This window comes from Streptomyces sp. NPDC057854, from assembly GCF_042797055.1.
In the GTDB taxonomy this organism is placed as follows: Bacteria; Actinomycetota; Actinomycetes; order Streptomycetales; family Streptomycetaceae; genus Streptomyces.
Genome location: NZ_JBHVMF010000001.1, coordinates 98396 through 115398 on the forward strand (window position 1 = coordinate 98396; position 17003 = coordinate 115398).

Here is a 17003-nt window from a genome sequence, read left to right on the forward strand (position 1 = left end):
CCTTCCGGTGGGGGGCGGCGGGGTGCGGGCCGGGTCAGGCGGCCCGCTCGGGCGCGTCCGCCCGGCCGGGGGTGCCGGGCGGGGCGGCGACCGCGTCGGCCGGCTCGCGTCCGCGGGCTGCCTCGGACCGGAACCAGTCGATCGTCCGGCGCAGACCCTCCTCGGCGTCGACGAGCGGCCGCCACTGGAGCTTGTCCCGGGCCAGGGTGATGTCGGGGCAGCGCACGGCGGGGTCGTCGACGGGTCGTTCGACGAAGCGGATCCGGGAGGCCGAGCCGGTGAGCCGGGCGATCCAGCGGGCCAGCTCCAGCATGGTGATCTCGGTCGGGTTGCCGATGTTGACGGGTCCGCGCATGTCGTGCGCGGCGGCGGCGAGGATGCCATCGACGGTGTCGGAGACGTAGCAGAGCGAGCGGGTCTGCTGTCCGTCGCCGGTCACGGTGAGGGGTTCGCCGGCGAGGGCCTGGCGGACGAAGGTCGGGACGGCCCGGCCGTCGAAGCCGCGCATGCGGGGCCCGTACGTGTTGAACAGGCGGACGATGACGGTGTCCGTGCCGCGGGCTCGGGCGGTGGCAGTGGTCAGCGCCTCGCCGAAACGTTTCGCCTCGTCGTAGACGCTGCGCGGCCCGACCGGGTTGACCCGGCCCCAGTACCGCTCGCTCTGCGGGTGCTCCTCGGGGTCGCCGTACACCTCGGAGGTCGAGGCCAGCACGAAACGGGCGCCGTGGGCGTGCGCCAGGGCGAGCGCGTTGCGGGTCCCGAGACTGCCCGTCTCCAGGGTGTGCAGGGGCAGCCGCAGATAGTCGGCGGGCGACGCCGGCGAGGCGAAGTGCAGCACCAGGTCGACCGGCCGGCCGACCGCGAACGGTTCGCGGACGTCGGCCTCCTGGAGCCGGAACCCGGCATGGCCGCGCAGGCTCGCGACGTTCTCGGGGCGGCCGGTGCTGAAGTCGTCGACGCAGGTCACGTCCGTCCCGCCGGCGAGCAGCGCGGCGCACAGATGCGATCCCACGAAACCGGATCCGCCGGTGACGACGGCGTGTTCCCAACGGGGCGCGGGGGACGGGGCCATGGATCTCGTCTCCTCCCTGCGGAAAGCGGGTGGACGGACAGTACGGATGCGACGTGAGGGGGGTCCGTGGTGCGGATGCGAGGTGCCGAACGCACCACGCGGGACGAAGGGACGGGGAATCGGTCGGGCCTCTACCCGGGCCGAGAAGCGCTACTCCTCGTATGCGGTGCCCTCTCCATGAAACTGTGGAAAGCGGAACAGAAGCGTTGATTCTCCCCTCGGGAAGGCGACTCGGAACCGCCGTCCCGGGTAGGCGCCGGTCGACGCCTCCGGCCGAAGGGCCGGGCCCGGAACGAGGAGATGGCCGCGATGGACACGCGGATCGAGACGGACACCGCCGAGGTCTTCTGGCACGACAGCACGCTGTTCACCCACCGGCCGGCCGTCACCACCCGTGACGCCGTGTCGCCGGACGAGCCGGACGACGCCGACCAGGAACGGGGCGCCGCCGTGGGTGAGGAACGGAACATCATCCGGGGCGAGGACTGACGGACGGCGGCGCCTGCGCCGGTCGCCGGGGGCCACAGCCGGACTGCTGTGGCCCCCGGCGACCGGCGTACGGGGACCACTCTCCCGTCCCCCGTCGCCCCTCGCAACCGCGTACGGGACCCACGAACTTCCCCGTTCCGCGTTCCCTGCGCGGTCTGCCGGGCAGTCGCGCCGCAGGAGTTCGCCCGACGGGACGGCGAACGCACCTCTGGAGGCGTCATGACCGAGTTCGGCTACTTCCTCTCCTGCGAGGAGTTCCGGCCGGGCGAGCTCGTCGAGCAGGCCCGGATGGCGGAGGACGCGGGTTTCCGCTCGCTGTGGATCTCGGACCACTTCCACCCGTGGAACGACGAGCAGGGCGAGAGCCCGTTCGTCTGGTCCGTGATCGGAGCCCTCTCCCAGGCGACCACCCTGCCCGTCGCGACCGCCGTGACCTGCCCGACCGTCCGCATGCACCCCGCGCTCGTCGCCCAGGCCGCCGCGACCTCCCAGGTCATGCTCGACGGGCGGTTCCGGCTCGGACTCGGCAGCGGCGAGGCGCTGAACGAGCACATCCTCGGGGACCCGTGGCCGGCCGTGGACGTGCGCCTGGAGATGCTGGAGGAGGCCGTCGAGGTGATCCGCCGCCTGTTCACCGGCGAGGAGGTCACCCACCGGGGCCGGCACTACACGGTCGAGAACGCCCGCCTGTACACGCTCCCGGAGAACCCGCCGCCCATCGACGTCTCCGCCTTCGGGCCGAAGGCGGCCGAGGTCGCCTCCCGCATCGCCGACGGCTTCGTCACCACCACTCCCGACACCGGTCTCGTCGACCGGTTCCGCGCCCGCGCCCCCGAGCGGCCCGCGTTCGCCTCCACCAAGGTGTGCTGGGGTCCTTCCCGGGAGGAGGCGGCCCGCACGGCCCACCGCCTCTGGGCGGTCGAACACCTCCCCGGGGAACTGGGCCAGATCCTGCCCACCCCGCGCCACTTCGAGCAGGCGACGGAGCTGGTCACCGTGGAGACCGTCGCGGAGGCGGTGCCCTGCGGCCCCGACCCCGAGGAACACGCCCGCCATCTGCGGGAGTACGCGGACGCCGGCTTCGACGTCGTGCACGTCGGCCAGATGGGCCCCGACCAGCGCGGCTTCTTCGACTTCTACCGCACCGAGGTGCTGCCGCTGCTGGCCTCCGGGGGGTGAACGGCCGTGGCGCGCCCGGCCGTCGGGGACTCTTTGCTCGAACGGGCTCCGCGCCGGGCGCGCCACGTCGCCCTCCGGGGCCTCACGGCGAAAGGCCGGGACCCCATGCCGCGCCGCTCCGGCGGCCGGTGGCGCCGTCGCCGTCGGCGACCTGCCCGTGGCGCTCGCCGAGGTGGCGGAGGTAGGCGTCCGGGGAGGGGAAGGGGGCGTCCTGGGCGCCGTGCCGGTGCAGCTCCATGCGGCCGTCGGGGTGCAGGCGCACGGTGGTGGTGGCGCGCCGCGCGGAGAGCGCGCCGGACGCGTCGGCCGGGTCCTGCGGCGCGAGGACGGGGACGGTGGCGGGGAACATGCCGAGAGCGTCGGCGGTGGTGGCGGCGGGCGGGTGGCCGGTGCGGTTGGCGCTGCTCACGTACAGCACCGGGTGGGCGTCGAGCAGCGGGCGCAGGGACCGGAGGCGGGCGCCGAAGAGGAGCATCCACCCGTCCTTGACGGCGGGGGCCGCCCAGGGGTGGGCGGTGGCGTGGTCGTGGACGGGTACGAGGACGGTGAGGTGCTCGTCCGCCAGGAGCCGCCGCGCCGTCGCCGCCGGTCCGGGGGCGAGCCGCCAGACGTCCTCGGCGAGGGCGCGCGCGGTGTCGGGGTGGTGGGCCCAGAGGGCGACCGGCTGGCCGGCGGGCCGCCCCTTGGCCTCGTTGACGGCGGAGGGGCGGCGGGCGGTGACGACGTGGGTGAGCGGGGCCGGGTTGGGCAGGACGACCGCCGCGCCGTCGTGCAGGGCCTGGCGGGCCTCGGACAGGGAGACGGGGAGGCGGCCGGGCGGGGGCGCGGGGGTGACGGTCACGGGCCGGTCCGGGGGGTGGGGCGGGTGGTGTGGACGAGGCCGTCGAGGTAGGCGGCGAAGGCGGTGTCGTCGATGACGGCCGTCGAGGTGCGGAAGGCGCGGCTCTTGGCCCAGCGCATGGCGGCGGCCGTCCGGTCGGGGTCGAGCCGGTGGCCGAGGCGGGCGGCGACGGCGGTGACGACGCGGGCGCTGGCCAGGTGCGTCAGCAGGACCCGCGGCTCGACGCCCAGGACCTCGGCCGGGTCGTAGGGCTGGAAGAGCCCGGGGGGGGACGAAAGGCGTGCCGGTGGAGATCGTGCCGACGCCGGTGCCGACGATCGGCGCGGTGACGCCGAGCGGGACGCCGGTCCCCTCGGAGACCGTCCGGGCGATCGGCGGCAGCCGGGTGAGGTCGGGCGCGGTCCACCAGAGGTCCGCCTCCTCGCCCAGCAGGTCGCGCCCGTGCCGGGCGAGGAGGAAGAGCACCTGTTCGGTGGCGGCCATGCCGGCGCGCTCGGCGATGCCGAGCCAGGAACTGGACACCACCCGCACGCCCGCGTTCAGGGCCTCCAGGGTGTTCGCCAGGCCGAGGCCGAGGTCGTTGTGCAGGTGGGAGGCGAGGACGACGTCGTCGCCGGCCGCCGTCCGCACCGCGCCGAACATGTCGCGGCAGGCGCGGGGCAGCTGGGCGCCGACCGTGTCGGCCAGCACCACGACGCCGGCTCCCGCGCCGGTCATGGCCTGGGCGCCGGCGCCCATGAGGGAGGCGTCGGCCCGCGAGGCGTCCGCCAGGCAGACGTCCACCGCCACCGCGTCGTCGAGGTCGCGGGCCCGTTTGACGAGGTCGGCGCCGGCCTGGAGCGCCTCGGCGGCCGTCCGGTGGACCATGACCCGCGCCATCGCCTCGGACGCCGGGACCACCACCATCACCCGGGCGTGCCGGCTGCCCCGTACCGACGCCACCGCCTGCTCCACGTCCCGCCGGGCGCCGCGGCAGACCGCGGCGACGCCGACCGCCCCCTCGGCCTCCACGGCGACCTGCCGCACCGCTTCGTACTCCTCGGCGCACACGGCGGGGAACCCGGCGGCGAACACCGCGTGGCGCGGACCGTCCGCGCCGAACAGGCCGCCCGTCGCCCTGGCGAGCCGCACCCGCAGCTCCGCCGGCATGAGGGTCTTCGCCTGGGCGCCGTCGCGCGCCGACTCCTCCCACACCACGACCCGGCCGGCCCGAGCCGACTCCCGCACCACGTCCACCGCGCGCCCCTCTCCTTGATCGCCGCCACGCCGTCGCCAGCACAACGCCGAGGCGGCGCCTCGGACACGGACGCGGGGAACCGAACGGGTATCCACCGGTAACCCTGCGAACAACGCCAAGACGCCTACACGCGCTACCCGCGCTTGCACTTAGAGCGCGTCTGCAACTATTGTCGAAGCACGCAAAGAGCTCACTCAAGCAATCCGGAAGGTTGAGCCATGCCGCTCGCACTCCTCGCCCTGGCCGTCGGCGCCTTCGGCATCGGCACCACAGAATTCGTGATCATGGGCCTGCTGCCCGAGATCGCCGCCGACTACGGCGTCACCATCCCCACCGCCGGCCTCCTCGTCACCGGCTACGCGCTCGGCGTGGTCGCCGGCGCTCCCCTGCTGACCGTCCTCGGCAACAGGGTGAGCCGCAAGCGGATGCTCATGGTGCTGATGGGCCTGTTCGTGGCCGGCAACCTCGTCTCCGCCGTCGCGCCGAGCTTCGGGCTGATGCTGACCGGCCGGGTCGTCGCCTCGCTCGCCCACGGTTCGTTCTTCGGCATCGGATCCGTCGTCGCCGCCGGGCTCGTCGCCCCGGACCGGAAGGCCGGCGCCATCGCCACCATGTTCACGGGCCTGACCGTCGCCAACATCGTCGGCGTGCCGCTCGGCACCTTCATCGGCCAGGCCGTCGGCTGGCGCACCACCTTCGCCGTCGTCGCGGCCCTCGGCGTCGTCGGACTGCTCGGCATCGCCAAGCTGGTGCCCGCCATGCCGCGCCCCGAAGGGGCCCGTCTCCGCGGCGAGCTGGGCGCCTTCCGCAACCCGCAGGTGCTGCTCGCGATGGCGATGACCGTGCTCGGCTTCGGCGGCGTGTTCGCCGCGATCACCTACATCGCGCCGATGATGACGGAGGTCGCCGGCTACTCCGAGGGCGCCGTCACCTGGCTCCTGGTCCTCTTCGGCGTGGGCATGTTCCTCGGCAACCTGATCGGCGGCCGGTACGCCGACCGCGCGCTGATGCCCCTGCTCTACGTCACCCTCGCCGGACTCGCGGCCGTCCTCGCGCTGTTCACCGTCCTGGCCTCGTACAAGATCCTCGCCGCGGTGGCGATCCTCCTGATCGGCGCGCTCGGCTTCGCCACCGTCCCGCCGCTCCAGAAGCGGGTCCTCGACCAGGCGCACGGCGCCCCCACGCTGGCCTCGGCCGTCAACATCGGCGCCTTCAACCTCGGCAACGCCCTCGCCGCCTGGCTCGGCGGCCTCGTGATCGCCGGCGGCTTCGGCTACACGTCCCCGAACTGGGTCGGCGCCCTGCTCGCCGCCGCCGCGCTCGGCCTCGCCTTCTGGTCCGCCGCGCTGGAGCGCCGCACCCCCGTGACCGCGCCGGCCGGGGCACCCGTCACCGCCGCCCCGGCCCCCGCCCCCGCCCCCGCCCCCGCCCCCGCCCACCACTGACCCCCTCCCTCCCAAAGGAAAGGCGCCATGAGCACCACCGCCACCACCCTCACCCCGCTGACCACCGCCGACGCCGAGCTGCTGGTCGCCGCCGCCACCCGCGCCGCCGAAGCCGCCGGGGCCACCGTCAGCGTCACCGTCCTGGACGCCGGAGGCCACCTGATCGCCTTCCGCCGCGACGACCGCGCCGTGCTGATCTCCGGCGAGACCAGCACCCGCAAGGCGTACACGGCGCTCCAGCTGAACGCCCCCACCGCCGGCCTGGTCGACCTGGTCAAGCCCGACGGCCCGTTCCACAGCCTGACCACCGCCCTCGACCGGCCGCTGCTCTTCATCGCCGGCGGCATACCGGTCCACCGCGACGGCCGGCTCGTCGGCGCCGTCGGCGTCGGCGGCGGCGCCCCCGAGCAGGACCACGCCTTCGCCGAGGCCGCCCTCGCCGAGCTGGCCCGGTGACCGGCACCGCCGCACGGGCCCGCACCCCGCGCGAGGCCCACGGCGGGCGCACCGGCGCCCGCACCTCCCTCGTCCCCCGCACCGCCTGAAGGAACGCACGCACCGTGAACGCCTCCCCCGCCGTCCCGACCGTCACGCTGAACAACGGCGTCGAGATCCCCCAGCTCGGCTTCGGCGTCTTCCAGGTCTCCGACGACGCGACCACCGCCGCCGTCACCACCGCCCTGGAGACCGGCTACCGCTCCATCGACACCGCCGCGGTCTACGGCAACGAGGCCGGCGTCGGCCGCGCCCTCGCCGCCTCCGGACTGCCCCGCGACGAACTGTTCGTCACCACCAAGCTGTGGAACGCCGACCAGGGGTACGACGCCACCCTCCGCGCCTTCGACGCCAGCCTCGCGAAGCTGGGCCTCGACCACGTCGACCTGTACCTCGTCCACTGGCCCGCCCCGGCCCGCGACCTCTACCGGGACTCCTGGCGCGCGCTGGAACGTCTCGCCGGGGAGGGCCGCGTCCGCGCCGCCGGCGTCTCCAACTTCCAGCCCGGCCACCTGCGGCGGCTCCTCGACGGCGCGACGCTCGTCCCGGCCGTCAACCAGATCGAGCTGCACCCCGGCCTCCAGCAGGCCGAACTGCGCTCCTTCCACGCGGAGCACGGGATCGCCACCGAGGCGTGGAGCCCGCTCGCCCAGGGCGCCGTCCTCGATGACGCCGCGCTCAGGACCATCGCCGACCGCCACGGCAAGTCGCCCGCGCAGACCGTCATCCGCTGGCACCTCCAGCTCGGCAACGTCGTCATCCCGAAGTCCGTCACCCCCCACCGCATCCGCGAGAACTTCGACGTCCTCGACTTCGCGCTGACGGACGACGAGATGCGCGCCATCGCCGCACTCGACCGCGACCTGCGCACGGGCCCCCACCCCGACGAGCTCAACTGACGCGGTCCCCCTCCGTCGTGGCCGCCGCCGCCCCCGACCGCCGCTGCTCCGCGCGCCGTTCGAGGGCGGCGAGGGCCGTCTCCCAGTGCTCCGGGAGCCGTTCGGCACCCGGGAGGGCGGCGTCGGCGACGAAGGTGGTGTGGAGGGTGCGCCGGTGGGTGGCCCAGGCGACGAAGAGCGGCTGCCCCGGCACGCGGACCGGCAGCGGGTGGACGGCGGTGGCCGCCGTCCCGTCGAAGCCGAGGGGCCGGCGGATCCGCAGGTCGGCGACCATCACGGGGGTGTAGCGGGCGTCCACCGCGCGGCCGAGTGAGAGCTTGCCGATCCGGTACGGGAGGCGGCGCAGCACCGCCCCCTGGGCGTCCGCGAGCGCGGCGAGGCGCGGGTAGCCGACGGCCCGGCCGAGTGCGGCGAGCCGCCGGTCCGGGTCCGGCTCGCCGCAGGGCAGGTCGAAGCCGGCGACCGCGACCCGGTTGCCGAGCAGCGGGTGCGGCTCCTCCGGGTCCCGTACGCCGATCCCCATGCCGGCGCGCAGTCCGCGTCCGTGGCCCGGTCCGCCGGGCGCCCAGTCGTCGGGGTGCCAGGCGCGGACGGTGTCGGCGGTGAGCGCCAGGCACAGCTGGGGGACGGTGGCGCCGAGGCGGCGGCCGAGGGCGTGCAGCCGGGCGAGCGGGGTGTCGGCGAGGGCGACGGCGGGGCGGTGGGAGGGCGCGGTGTCGAGCGGCGACCACCAGGTGATCCGGCCCGGCGGGCGGAACTCGGGCAGGATCTCGCGCCAGCGCACCGGCCGGCGGCGGGCGAGCCCGGCCCGGGCCCGGGCGGGCCGGTGCTCCTCGTCGCCGAGCAGGTGCTCCAGGGTGGCGACGGCGGCGGCGCCGTCCTGGAAGGCGTGGTGGGCGCGGTAGCAGAGGCCGTACCCGGTGCCCGCCCGGCGGACGAGCCACACGCCCCACAACGGCCGGTCGCGGGGCAGAGGTTGCCCGACGGCCTCGGCGACGGCCGCCGCCGGATCGGGTGAGCCGGGTAGCTCGTACAGGTGACGTGCGGGGTCGAAGCCGGGGTCGGGCTCCCAGTGGGGGCGCCGGGCGGTCCCGCCCAGCCGGTAGGCCAGTTCGGGCAGGTCCGTCACGCGCCGCCCGAGCCATCGCACCACCTGCTCCCGGGGCGGCGGCGGCCCTTCCAGGGTGACGAAGCCGCCGAGGTGGAGGGCGGTGTCGGTGGGGTGCAGCGCCACCGTGTCGAGGGCGAGCCGGTCGAGGAGCGCCAGGGGCACGGCGCCGGGAGGTCGCGGAGAGACTGAAGATCGCACAGGCCGCTACGATACGTCATCATGCAGTCACCCAACGTGAGTTCACCGGCGACCGGTACCGCACCCGCGCCTCCGTCGCCCGAGGCCCCCGCCGCCGGGCGGCTCCCCGACCTCCTCGACGACGCCGTGGTGGCCGCCTGGGCGGCCTCCGGTGCCCCGCTCGTCGAACTGCTGCGCGCGGCCTGGGTCCCGGGGCGGCTCACCGGCTTCCGGCGGGGCGGGCGGGACGCGGTCCTGGTGACCCATCCGCACCACGTCCACCAGGTCCTCGGCGTCGGCGGCGACCTGTTCGTGAAGCGGTCCCACCGCGCCCGCCCGCTCCTCGGGGACGGCATGCTCAGCGCCACCGGGGAAGCGTGGCGCTCTCAACGGCGTCTCCTCCAGGCTCCGTTCACCGGCCGCGGCATCCAGCGCTGGGAGCACCACATCACGGGCGCTGCGCGGGTGATCGCGGACCGCTGGGCGGATCGGGCGCGCACCGGCGAGCCGGCGGACCTCGCCGAGGACGCCCAGTTCTTCACGGTGGACACCATCTGGCGCTCGCTCACCGACCGTCCCCTCGACCCGGCGACGTACACGGACCTGGCGGCGGTGCAGGACATCGTGGCCGCGCTCCCCGCCGACGTCGGCGGCGGCACCGATCTGCCGGCGCCGGCGGCGGCGGCGCTCGCCGCGCTCGACGCGCGGATGCACCGGGCGATCGCGGACGCCCGCTCCCGCCACGCGGCGGGCGCGGCGGGCGCCGGGCTCCTGTTCCGGCTGCTGGACGCGGCGGAGACCGACGACCGCTACGACGACCGGTTGATCCGCGACGAGCTGGTCACCCTCCTCGTCGCCGGCTACGAGAGCAGCGCCCGCACGCTGACCTGGGCGTTCGTCCTGCTCGACCGGCACCCGGAGGTCGCCCGGCGGGCGGCCGGCGACCCGGCGGTGATCGAGGGCGTGCTCGCGGAGACGCTGCGCCTCTACCCGACGGGGTGGCTGCTCCCCCGGCAGGCCGAGTCCGACGCGTGGCTGGACGGCGTGCGGGTCCCGGCCGGCACGGACGTCCTCGTCTGCCCCTACCTCACCCACCGCGACCCGGACGTGTGGCCCGACCCCGACGCGTTCGTGCCCGACCGCTTCCCGCCGCGGACGCCGCCGCCCCCGGGCGCGTACCTGCCGTTCGGCATCGGTCCGCGGGCCTGCCTCGGCACCCGCTTCGCGCTGCGGGAGATGGAGGTGCTGCTCGGCGCGCTCCTGCCCCGCTTCGCGATCGAGGCCGCCGCGCCGGCGGGCGAGCCCGTGTTCGGGCTGAACCTGCGGCCGGACGGCCCGTTCCTCGCCCGCGTCCGCGCCCGCCGGTGAGCCCCCGCACCGCACCGCGCGGACCCGGCGGCGGGGAGCGCGTGGACTTCGTCGACTCCGGCGACCGGGTGGTGGCCCTCGGGGGCCGGGAGGCGCCGGCCCCGGACGGACTGCTGCGCCGGTACGCGGCGACCGTCTGCACCGACGACGCCGGCCGGGTCCTGCTCTACCGGCGCTCCGCCCGGGCCCGCGCCTATCCCGCGCACTACGACGTCCTGATCGGCGGCGCGGTGCGCACCGGCGAGACGTACCGGGCGGCCGCGCTGCGCGAGCTGCGCGAAGAGCTCGGCTACGCGACGGTGCCGGGCCTCACCGAGGCGTACCGGCACCAGGTGGACGACCCGCACGGCGCCGCCTTCCTGGCGGTCCACCGCTGGCGGACGGACCGCGCGCCCCGGCCGGATCCGGACGAGATCGCCTGGTGCGGGTTCGTCCTGCCCGGCGCCGTGCTCGCCGACCGCCACACCCCCCTGGTGCCGGCGGGCGCGGACGCGCTCCGCCGGCTCTTCCCGCACGCGCCGCACCCGCTCCAACCCGCCGAACCGACCCCTGCCTCCGATCCCCCTCCCCCTCCGACCCCCTTCGAGGACTCACCGACATGACCTTCTGCGCGCCGCCCTTAAGCGGTGCTTCCCTCGCCGTCCCCGGTGTCCGCGGCAACTCCCCCGGACCGGACGGCCGGGCTCTCGACCGGGCCCGGGCGCGGCTGGCCGCCCGGCTGACCACGGCGGCCGCCCCCGACGGGCTGCTCCACGCCCCCTGCGGCAGCCGCCTCCTGGAGTCGGCCCTGGCGCTGCGCCTGCTCACGGCGACCGGCGTGGACCCCTCCACCCGGGACCGGCTGGTCCGGCGGCTGAAGACGGGCCTGGACCAGGGCGCGCCCGATCCGTTCCAGGAGGCCGCGGCCCGCGCGGCGCTGGGCGAGTACGCGGACGGGGCCGCCGCCCTGGAGCGGCTGCTCGGCGGATTCGCCCATTTCACCGCCGGTCGCAAGCTGCTGATGTTCCGGACCGTCCTGACCGAGCTCGGCGCCCACCCCCACACGCCCCTCGACGACCCAGCCACGGCCTTCGACGCCCGGGGCCAACAGCGTTGGCTGGTCACGGAGATGGCCGCCCTGAAGGTCCTGCACTGCCGCCGGGCCGGCGTCCCCGGCCTGGTGACGGAGGAGGACTGGCGGACGCTCGCCCCCAGCCTGCGGCCCGGTCCGCCGCCGTACGGCAACCACCTCGCCCGGCTGCTGGCCCTGCTCGCGCTGCGGCACAGCCCCCGGTACGCGGAGGAGGTCCGCGAACGGGCCGGCGAGGTGCGGAGCTGGCTGCGCCCGGACGGCGGGATGCCGTACATCACCGGCCTGGACGTCTTCGCGACGGCCACCGGCGGTCTCGCGCTGACCGGGGCCGGCGCCCCGGCGCACACCCTGATGGTGCTCGCCGAGGCCCTGACGGGCCGGCAGAATCCGGACGGCGGCTGGGGGTTCGACCGGGCCGTCGCGCAGAGCGACGTCGACGACACCGCGTACTGCGTGGAGTTCCTGCGCACGGTGGCGCACCGGACGCGGACCGAACGGCCCGTCCTCGGACGGGCGGTGGCGGCCGGCGAGCGGTATCTGCTCGCCCGCCGCGGCGCGGACGGCGGCCTGCCGACCTTCGAGAAGGGGACGGACTCCGAGGCGGCGATGACCGCTGCCGCCGTGCACGCGCTCGCGCCGCGGCCCGGTCTGGGGCCGGTGGTCGCGGAGGCCGTGCGGTTCCTGCTGGACCGGGAGGCCGCCGGCGGCCCGTACGAGCGGAGCTGGAGCCTCAACGAGAGCAACGTCCTGTTCCGCACCGTCCTCGCCCACGACTCCTTCCGCGCCTCGGCCCCTCGCGGCCATCCCGCGCTCGCGGGTTCCGACCGGGCGCGGGCGCGGGCCGTCGCCCGGCTCGTCTCCACCCAGGGGCCGGACGGCGGCTGGGGCCATGTGCCCGGCGAGCCGGCCGACCCGATCAGCACGGCGTACGCGCTGATCGCGCTGGCACGCACCCCCTCGGCCGCGGCTCCCGCGCGCCGTGCCGTCCGGTACCTGCTGGAGCGCCAGCGGCCGGACGGCGGCTTCGACTCCCGGCCCGACCAGGCGGGCCCGCGCCCGCTGGCGTACCACGTGCCGCTCCTGACGGACGTGTGCGTGCTGCTCGGCCTCAATCACGCGGCTGCCGCCGGGCACCGCTCCGTACGTCCCACCGAACGTCCCACCGAGGAGACCCGATGACCTTCGAGGAACTCACCCTGCTGCTCGCCGAACTCGGCCTGGACATCGAAGGGTTGACCCTGGAGACCGGTCGCGAGGAAGCGGGGCTCGACTCCCTCCTGCTGACCGAGCTGGCGCTGGTGCTCCGCAAGGAGCGGGGCGTCCCCGTGGACGAGGAGGAGCTGTACGCGGCCGTGACGGTCGGCGACATCGAGCGGCTGGTCGCCCGCGCCACGGAGACGGTGTGACGGCGCCGGGCGTCCGGCCCGCGGGCCGGGACACGGGTGCGGGTGCGGGTGCGGGGATCGCCGTCACCGGGATCGGGCTGTTCACCCCGGCGGGCGCGGACACGGCCACGACCTGGGAGGCCGTGTGCGCCGGGAAGCCGGCCGCGGTGCTCGACGAGGCGGGCGGGGTGCCGTTCGTGGCCTGCCGGGCGCCCGAGCCGCCGGTGCCGAGGGGCGCGGTGTCCCGGCGTCCGGACCGTGCCGCGCTGTTCGCGCTGTGCGCGGCGGGTGAGGCGCTCGCCGACGCGGGCCTGACGGAGGCGGCCCGGGACGGCGCCCGGACCGGCGTGGTCGTCGGGACGGGCGCGGGCGGCGCGGAGACGTACGAGCGGGAGCTGGCCGTGCTGCGGGCGGACGGGCCGCGGGACCTGTCGCCGTTCGCGGTGCCCGGCGCGCTGCCGAACGGGGTGGCGGGGCAGCTCGCCGTCGCGTTCGGCCTGCGCGGCCCCTCACTCGCGGTGGCCACCGCCTGCGCGGCCGGCGCGAGCGCGCTCGGGGTCGCCGTGGACCTGCTGGCGGCGGGGCGGTGCGACGTCGTCCTCGCGGGCGGGGCGGAGGCGAGCCTGACCCCCTTCTACGTGGCGGGGTTCGACCGGCTCCGGGCGCTGTCGCACCGCTTCGACGACCCGGCCGGCGCGTCGCGTCCCTTCGACGCGGCCCGGGACGGCTTCGTCATGGGCGAGGGGGCCGGCTTCCTGGTCCTGGAGCGGGCGGCGGACGCGGCGGCGCGGGGGGCGCGGGTGCGGGCGCTGGTCGCCGGGTACGGGGCCGCCTCGGACGCGCACCACGTGGTGGCGCCCCGGCCGGACGGGGCGGGTCTGCGGGCGGCGGTGCGGGAGGCGCTGGCGGAGGCGGGCCGCGTGCCCGCCGACGTCGACCTGGTGAACGCGCACGCCACCGGCACGCCGCTGGGCGACCGGGTGGAGGCGGCCGCCCTGGCCGCGCTGTTCCCGCACCGTCCGCCCGTCACGTCCACCAAGGGGGTGACCGGCCATCTCCTGGGCGCCGCCGGGGCGGTGGAGGCCGCGCTGACGGTGCTGTCAGTGGCGCACGGGACCGTGCCGCCGACCGCGAACCTCGCGGAGGCCGACGAGCACATCACGCTGGACCTCCCGACCACGGAGCGCGCGGCCCGGATCCGTACCGCCGTGTCGACGTCGGTGGGCTTCGGCGGACACAACACCGCCTTGGTCGTCACCGCTCCGTAGCTGCCTCGGTCGCGGGGCGGACCTGCCGTCCGTCCCGCCGGACCCCGTCCGCGGGCCCCGCGCTTGGAGATCGCCGGGGCCTCTGACAGGGTGGCGGTCACGCCGGTCGGGACGAGGGGGTCGCTCATGGAGAAGTCGGTGGTCGCGGAGGTGGCAGAGCTGCTGGGCGAACCGCGCTTCCACTGGACGGACCCGGGTCCGTGGGAGGAGATGGAGCGGGAGTTCGGGATGCGGTTCCCCGACGACTTCCGGGCGGTCGTCGACGCCTACGGCTCGATCCTGGTGAACGACCAGATCCACCTCACCCACCCGGCCCGGCACCTCCTGCACAGCCTCGACTCCCACGTCCGCGACGACCTGGAGATGTGGCGCGAGGAGGACATGGCGGAGTACCTGCCCGACCCGGTGGGCGGAGGGCCCGGCGAGCTCATCCCGGTGGCGTCCTGCGTGACCGGCGAGTCCGTCTTCCTGCGCGTTCCGGACGCGCCGCAGGACCAATGGCGCGTCGTGGTGCAGGAGTTCGACAGCCCGGCGTGGACGCGGTACGAACTGACCTTCCGCGAATGGTTCCTGGCCTATCTCCGGGGCCGCGACGTCACGGTGTGCGTCCGCGACCGCGCGCCCGACGGCCCGTTCTACGCGTTCCTGCCCGGGAGCGAGCGGTGAGCCCGGGCGGGCCGTCCGGCCCCCGGGCGCGCTAATTCGCTGGTCGGGGCCGCCTTCCGCGCTGAAGAATGAGCCTCCTCGCACACGGGAGGGAACCATGAGCCAGGCGTACCTGACGCTCGACGCGCTGCTGCCGCCCCAGGAGCTGGCCGACGCGATCGAAGCCGGGCATGTGACGCGCAAGTCGCACCCCGAGCTGCCGCTGTCGATCTACACGTACACGCGCAGCTGTCAGTACGAGGCCAACTGGACCCGCGTCACGACCCGTTGCCGCGGTCTCGTCGCCGACGACCGCACCGGCCGGATCGTCGCGCTGCCGCTGCCGAAGTTCTTCAACGTCTCCGAGCACGAGACCGGCCGCCCCTACGCGCCCGCCCTGCCGGACGAGCCGTTCGAGGTGTACGAGAAGGTCGACGGCAGCCTCGGCCTGCTCTTCCACTACGAGGGGCGCTGGCGGGTCGCGTCCAAGGGCTCCTTCGTCAGCGTTCAGGCGACGTGGGCGCAGCGCCGGATCGACGCCGCCGACACCGGACGGCTGGTGCCCGGGGTGACGTACCTGATGGAGATCGTCCACCCGCGGAACCGGATCGTCGTGGACTACGGCGAGCGGCGGGACCTCGTGCTGCTGGCCGCGTTCGCGGCCGACGGCGCGGAGATCGGCCTGGCCGAGGCCGCGCCCGCGTGGGAGGGCATCGGGTCGGTCGTGACCGTGCACCCGCCCATGCCGCTCGACACGCTCGTCAAGCTGACCGAGACGAACACGCTGCCGGACGGCGCCCCGGCCACCGGCACCGACGCCGAGGGTTTCGTGCTGCGCTTCGCGTCCGGGGTGCGCGCCAAGGCCAAGCTCGCGGAGTACGTACGCCTCCACAAGGTCCTCACCGGGGTCACCGAGCGCGACATCTGGCGCGGGCACGGCATCCAGCGGTTCGCCGGCACCTCCGCCCAGCGGCTCGCCCAGGGCCTCGGCCTGTCCGTCGCCGAACTCGGGGCCGTACGGTCCCGGGGCGGGCGTCCGCTGGACGCGCTGCTGGAGCAGGTGCCGGACGAGTTCGACGCCTGGGTGCGGTCCGTGATCGCGGGGCTGGAGGAGGCGTTCGCCGCGCGGGAGCGCGCCATCGACGAGGCGTACGCGCGGCTGGCGCCGCTGGCCGCCGACCGGGGCGCGTTCGCCCGCGCCGTCAAGGAGCTGCCCGACCCGGCGCTGCGCGCGGCCCTGTTCCTGCGCCTCGACGACCGCCCCACCGACCTGCACGTCTGGCGGAGCCTCCGTCCGGAGACCGCCGGCCCCTTCACCACCGACGAGGAGAACTGACCGTGCCCGTGGTCCATGTGATGACCGGACTGCCGGCCTCCGGCAAGACGACCGCCGCCCGCGCCCTCCAGGAGCGTGCGGAGGGCCGGATGCGCCGGGTCAACCTCGACGACCTGCGCGGCATGCTCGACCTGCCGGGCGGCGACCGGCGCTCGCGCGCCCACGAGCGGACCGTGCTCGACGTCCAGGACGTCGTCCTGCGCACCGCCGTGGACGACGGCTTCGACGTCGTCGTCGACAACACCCACCTCACGCCGCACATACCGCGCCGGCTGAAGGCGGCGCTGACCGGCCGCGACGCCACCTTCGTCGTGCACGACTTCACCGCCGTGCCGGTCGAGGAGTGCGTCCGCCGCGACGCGGCCCGCGAGCGGCCCGTCGGCGAGGAGATCATCCGCATCCTCGCCGAGAAGCACGCCAAGGCCACCCGCGGCGGGTGGCGGCTCACCGACGACTGGCTCAACGACCGGCCCGCCGTCACCCCGTACGTGCCCGACCCCGCGCTGCCGTCGGCCGTCCTCTGCGACATCGACGGCACGCTCGCCCTGCGCGGCGACCGCGGCCCGTACGACTTCACCCGCTGCGACCTCGACCTGCTCAACGCCCCGGTCCGCGACGCCCTGCGAGCCTTCCGCGGGTCCCACCGGGACCGGATCGTGCTGCTGTCCGGCCGGAGCGAGGACCACCGGGCGCTGACCGAGGCGTGGCTGGAGCGGTACGAGGTGCCGTACGACGAGCTGTGGATGCGGGCGTCCGGCGACGGCCGCTCCGACGACCTGGTCAAGGCGGAGCTCTTCGACGCCCACGTCCGCCACCGCTACGCGGTCCGCGTGTCGCTGGACGACCGGGACCGGGTGGTCGCGGTGTGGCGCCGCATGGGCCTGCCCACCTGGCAGGTCAACTACGGCAACTTCTGAGTCCGCACCCGCCGCCGGCCGGCTCGACGGAAGGATCCCGGGCCGGTCGCGCGGCGGTGCGACCTCG

General features: G+C 75.8%; 16 protein-coding genes. 13 read left to right on the forward strand and 3 right to left on the reverse strand.

Annotation, left to right across the window (positions count from 1 at the left end):
- Positions 1-34: 34 nt before the first annotated feature.
- On the reverse strand, positions 35-1072 hold the full coding sequence (locus ACFVQZ_RS00510; protein ID WP_081959148.1) for an NAD-dependent epimerase/dehydratase family protein: 1038 nt from the start codon (positions 1070-1072) through the stop codon (positions 35-37).
- A gap of 309 nt (positions 1073-1381) precedes the next feature.
- On the opposite strand from ACFVQZ_RS00510, the gene ACFVQZ_RS00515 reads away from it, so the two are divergent.
- Together ACFVQZ_RS00515 and ACFVQZ_RS00520 are read left to right on the forward strand one after the other, a co-directional pair.
- On the forward strand, positions 1382-1561 hold the full coding sequence (locus ACFVQZ_RS00515; protein WP_321192853.1) for a hypothetical protein: 180 nt from the start codon (positions 1382-1384) through the stop codon (positions 1559-1561).
- A 219-nt stretch (positions 1562-1780) separates the two neighbouring features.
- Positions 1781-2740 (forward strand): LLM class F420-dependent oxidoreductase, encoded by a 960-nt coding sequence (locus tag ACFVQZ_RS00520; RefSeq protein WP_383618506.1) that lies wholly within the window; start codon positions 1781-1783, stop codon positions 2738-2740.
- Positions 2741-2822: 82 nt separating this feature from the next.
- On the opposite strand, the gene ACFVQZ_RS00525 is transcribed toward ACFVQZ_RS00520, so the two are convergent.
- Entirely contained in the window at positions 2823-4817 is a 1995-nt protein-coding gene (locus ACFVQZ_RS00525) for a hypothetical protein (protein ID WP_383618507.1), read from the reverse strand.
- A gap of 219 nt (positions 4818-5036) precedes the next feature.
- Between ACFVQZ_RS00525 and ACFVQZ_RS00530 the strand changes: the two genes are divergently transcribed.
- The 3 genes from ACFVQZ_RS00530 to ACFVQZ_RS00540 all read left to right on the forward strand — a co-directional run bounded on the left by ACFVQZ_RS00530 (position 5037) and on the right by ACFVQZ_RS00540 (position 7657).
- Positions 5037-6263 (forward strand): MFS transporter, encoded by a 1227-nt coding sequence (locus tag ACFVQZ_RS00530; protein ID WP_383618508.1) that lies wholly within the window; start codon positions 5037-5039, stop codon positions 6261-6263.
- A 27-nt stretch (positions 6264-6290) separates the two neighbouring features.
- Positions 6291-6719: a heme-binding protein gene (locus tag ACFVQZ_RS00535; RefSeq protein WP_383618509.1), complete on the forward strand. Its 429-nt coding sequence runs from the start codon at positions 6291-6293 to the stop codon at positions 6717-6719.
- Positions 6720-6823: 104 nt separating this feature from the next.
- Positions 6824-7657, forward strand: a complete 834-nt coding sequence (locus tag ACFVQZ_RS00540; RefSeq protein ID WP_030495408.1) for an aldo/keto reductase — start codon at positions 6824-6826, stop codon at positions 7655-7657.
- Here the strand turns inward: ACFVQZ_RS00540 and ACFVQZ_RS00545 are convergent.
- Positions 7650-8930: a wax ester/triacylglycerol synthase domain-containing protein gene (locus ACFVQZ_RS00545; RefSeq protein ID WP_383618511.1), complete on the reverse strand. Its 1281-nt coding sequence runs from the start codon at positions 8928-8930 to the stop codon at positions 7650-7652. The genes ACFVQZ_RS00540 and ACFVQZ_RS00545 overlap by 8 nt on opposite strands.
- A 57-nt stretch (positions 8931-8987) precedes the next feature.
- Here ACFVQZ_RS00545 and ACFVQZ_RS00550 point away from each other — a divergent pair, with 57 nt between their 5' ends.
- From ACFVQZ_RS00550 to ACFVQZ_RS00585, 8 genes are all read left to right on the forward strand, one after another.
- Positions 8988-10313, forward strand: a complete 1326-nt coding sequence (locus ACFVQZ_RS00550) for a cytochrome P450 (RefSeq protein WP_383618512.1) — start codon at positions 8988-8990, stop codon at positions 10311-10313.
- Between the two features lie 41 nt (positions 10314-10354).
- Positions 10355-10915: an NUDIX domain-containing protein gene (locus ACFVQZ_RS00555; protein WP_383618513.1), complete on the forward strand. Its 561-nt coding sequence runs from the start codon at positions 10355-10357 to the stop codon at positions 10913-10915.
- Positions 10912-12564 (forward strand): prenyltransferase/squalene oxidase repeat-containing protein, encoded by a 1653-nt coding sequence (locus ACFVQZ_RS00560; RefSeq protein ID WP_383618515.1) that lies wholly within the window; start codon positions 10912-10914, stop codon positions 12562-12564. Before ACFVQZ_RS00555 ends, ACFVQZ_RS00560 begins: the two co-directional genes overlap by 4 nt.
- Entirely contained in the window at positions 12561-12791 is a 231-nt protein-coding gene (locus tag ACFVQZ_RS00565; protein ID WP_030495403.1) for a phosphopantetheine-binding protein, read from the forward strand. Before ACFVQZ_RS00560 ends, ACFVQZ_RS00565 begins: the two co-directional genes overlap by 4 nt.
- Positions 12788-14038 (forward strand): beta-ketoacyl-[acyl-carrier-protein] synthase family protein, encoded by a 1251-nt coding sequence (locus ACFVQZ_RS00570; protein WP_383618516.1) that lies wholly within the window; start codon positions 12788-12790, stop codon positions 14036-14038. Before ACFVQZ_RS00565 ends, ACFVQZ_RS00570 begins: the two co-directional genes overlap by 4 nt.
- Positions 14039-14164: 126 nt before the next feature.
- Positions 14165-14704: an SMI1/KNR4 family protein gene (locus tag ACFVQZ_RS00575; protein WP_383618517.1), complete on the forward strand. Its 540-nt coding sequence runs from the start codon at positions 14165-14167 to the stop codon at positions 14702-14704.
- A 97-nt stretch (positions 14705-14801) separates the two neighbouring features.
- Positions 14802-16019, forward strand: a complete 1218-nt coding sequence (locus ACFVQZ_RS00580) for a T4 RnlA family RNA ligase (protein ID WP_383618518.1) — start codon at positions 14802-14804, stop codon at positions 16017-16019.
- Between the two features lie 2 nt (positions 16020-16021).
- Positions 16022-16936 carry an AAA family ATPase gene (locus ACFVQZ_RS00585; RefSeq protein ID WP_383618519.1) on the forward strand — a complete coding sequence of 305 codons (915 nt, stop codon included), beginning with the start codon at positions 16022-16024 and terminating at the stop codon, positions 16934-16936.
- Positions 16937-17003: the final 67 nt, after the last annotated feature.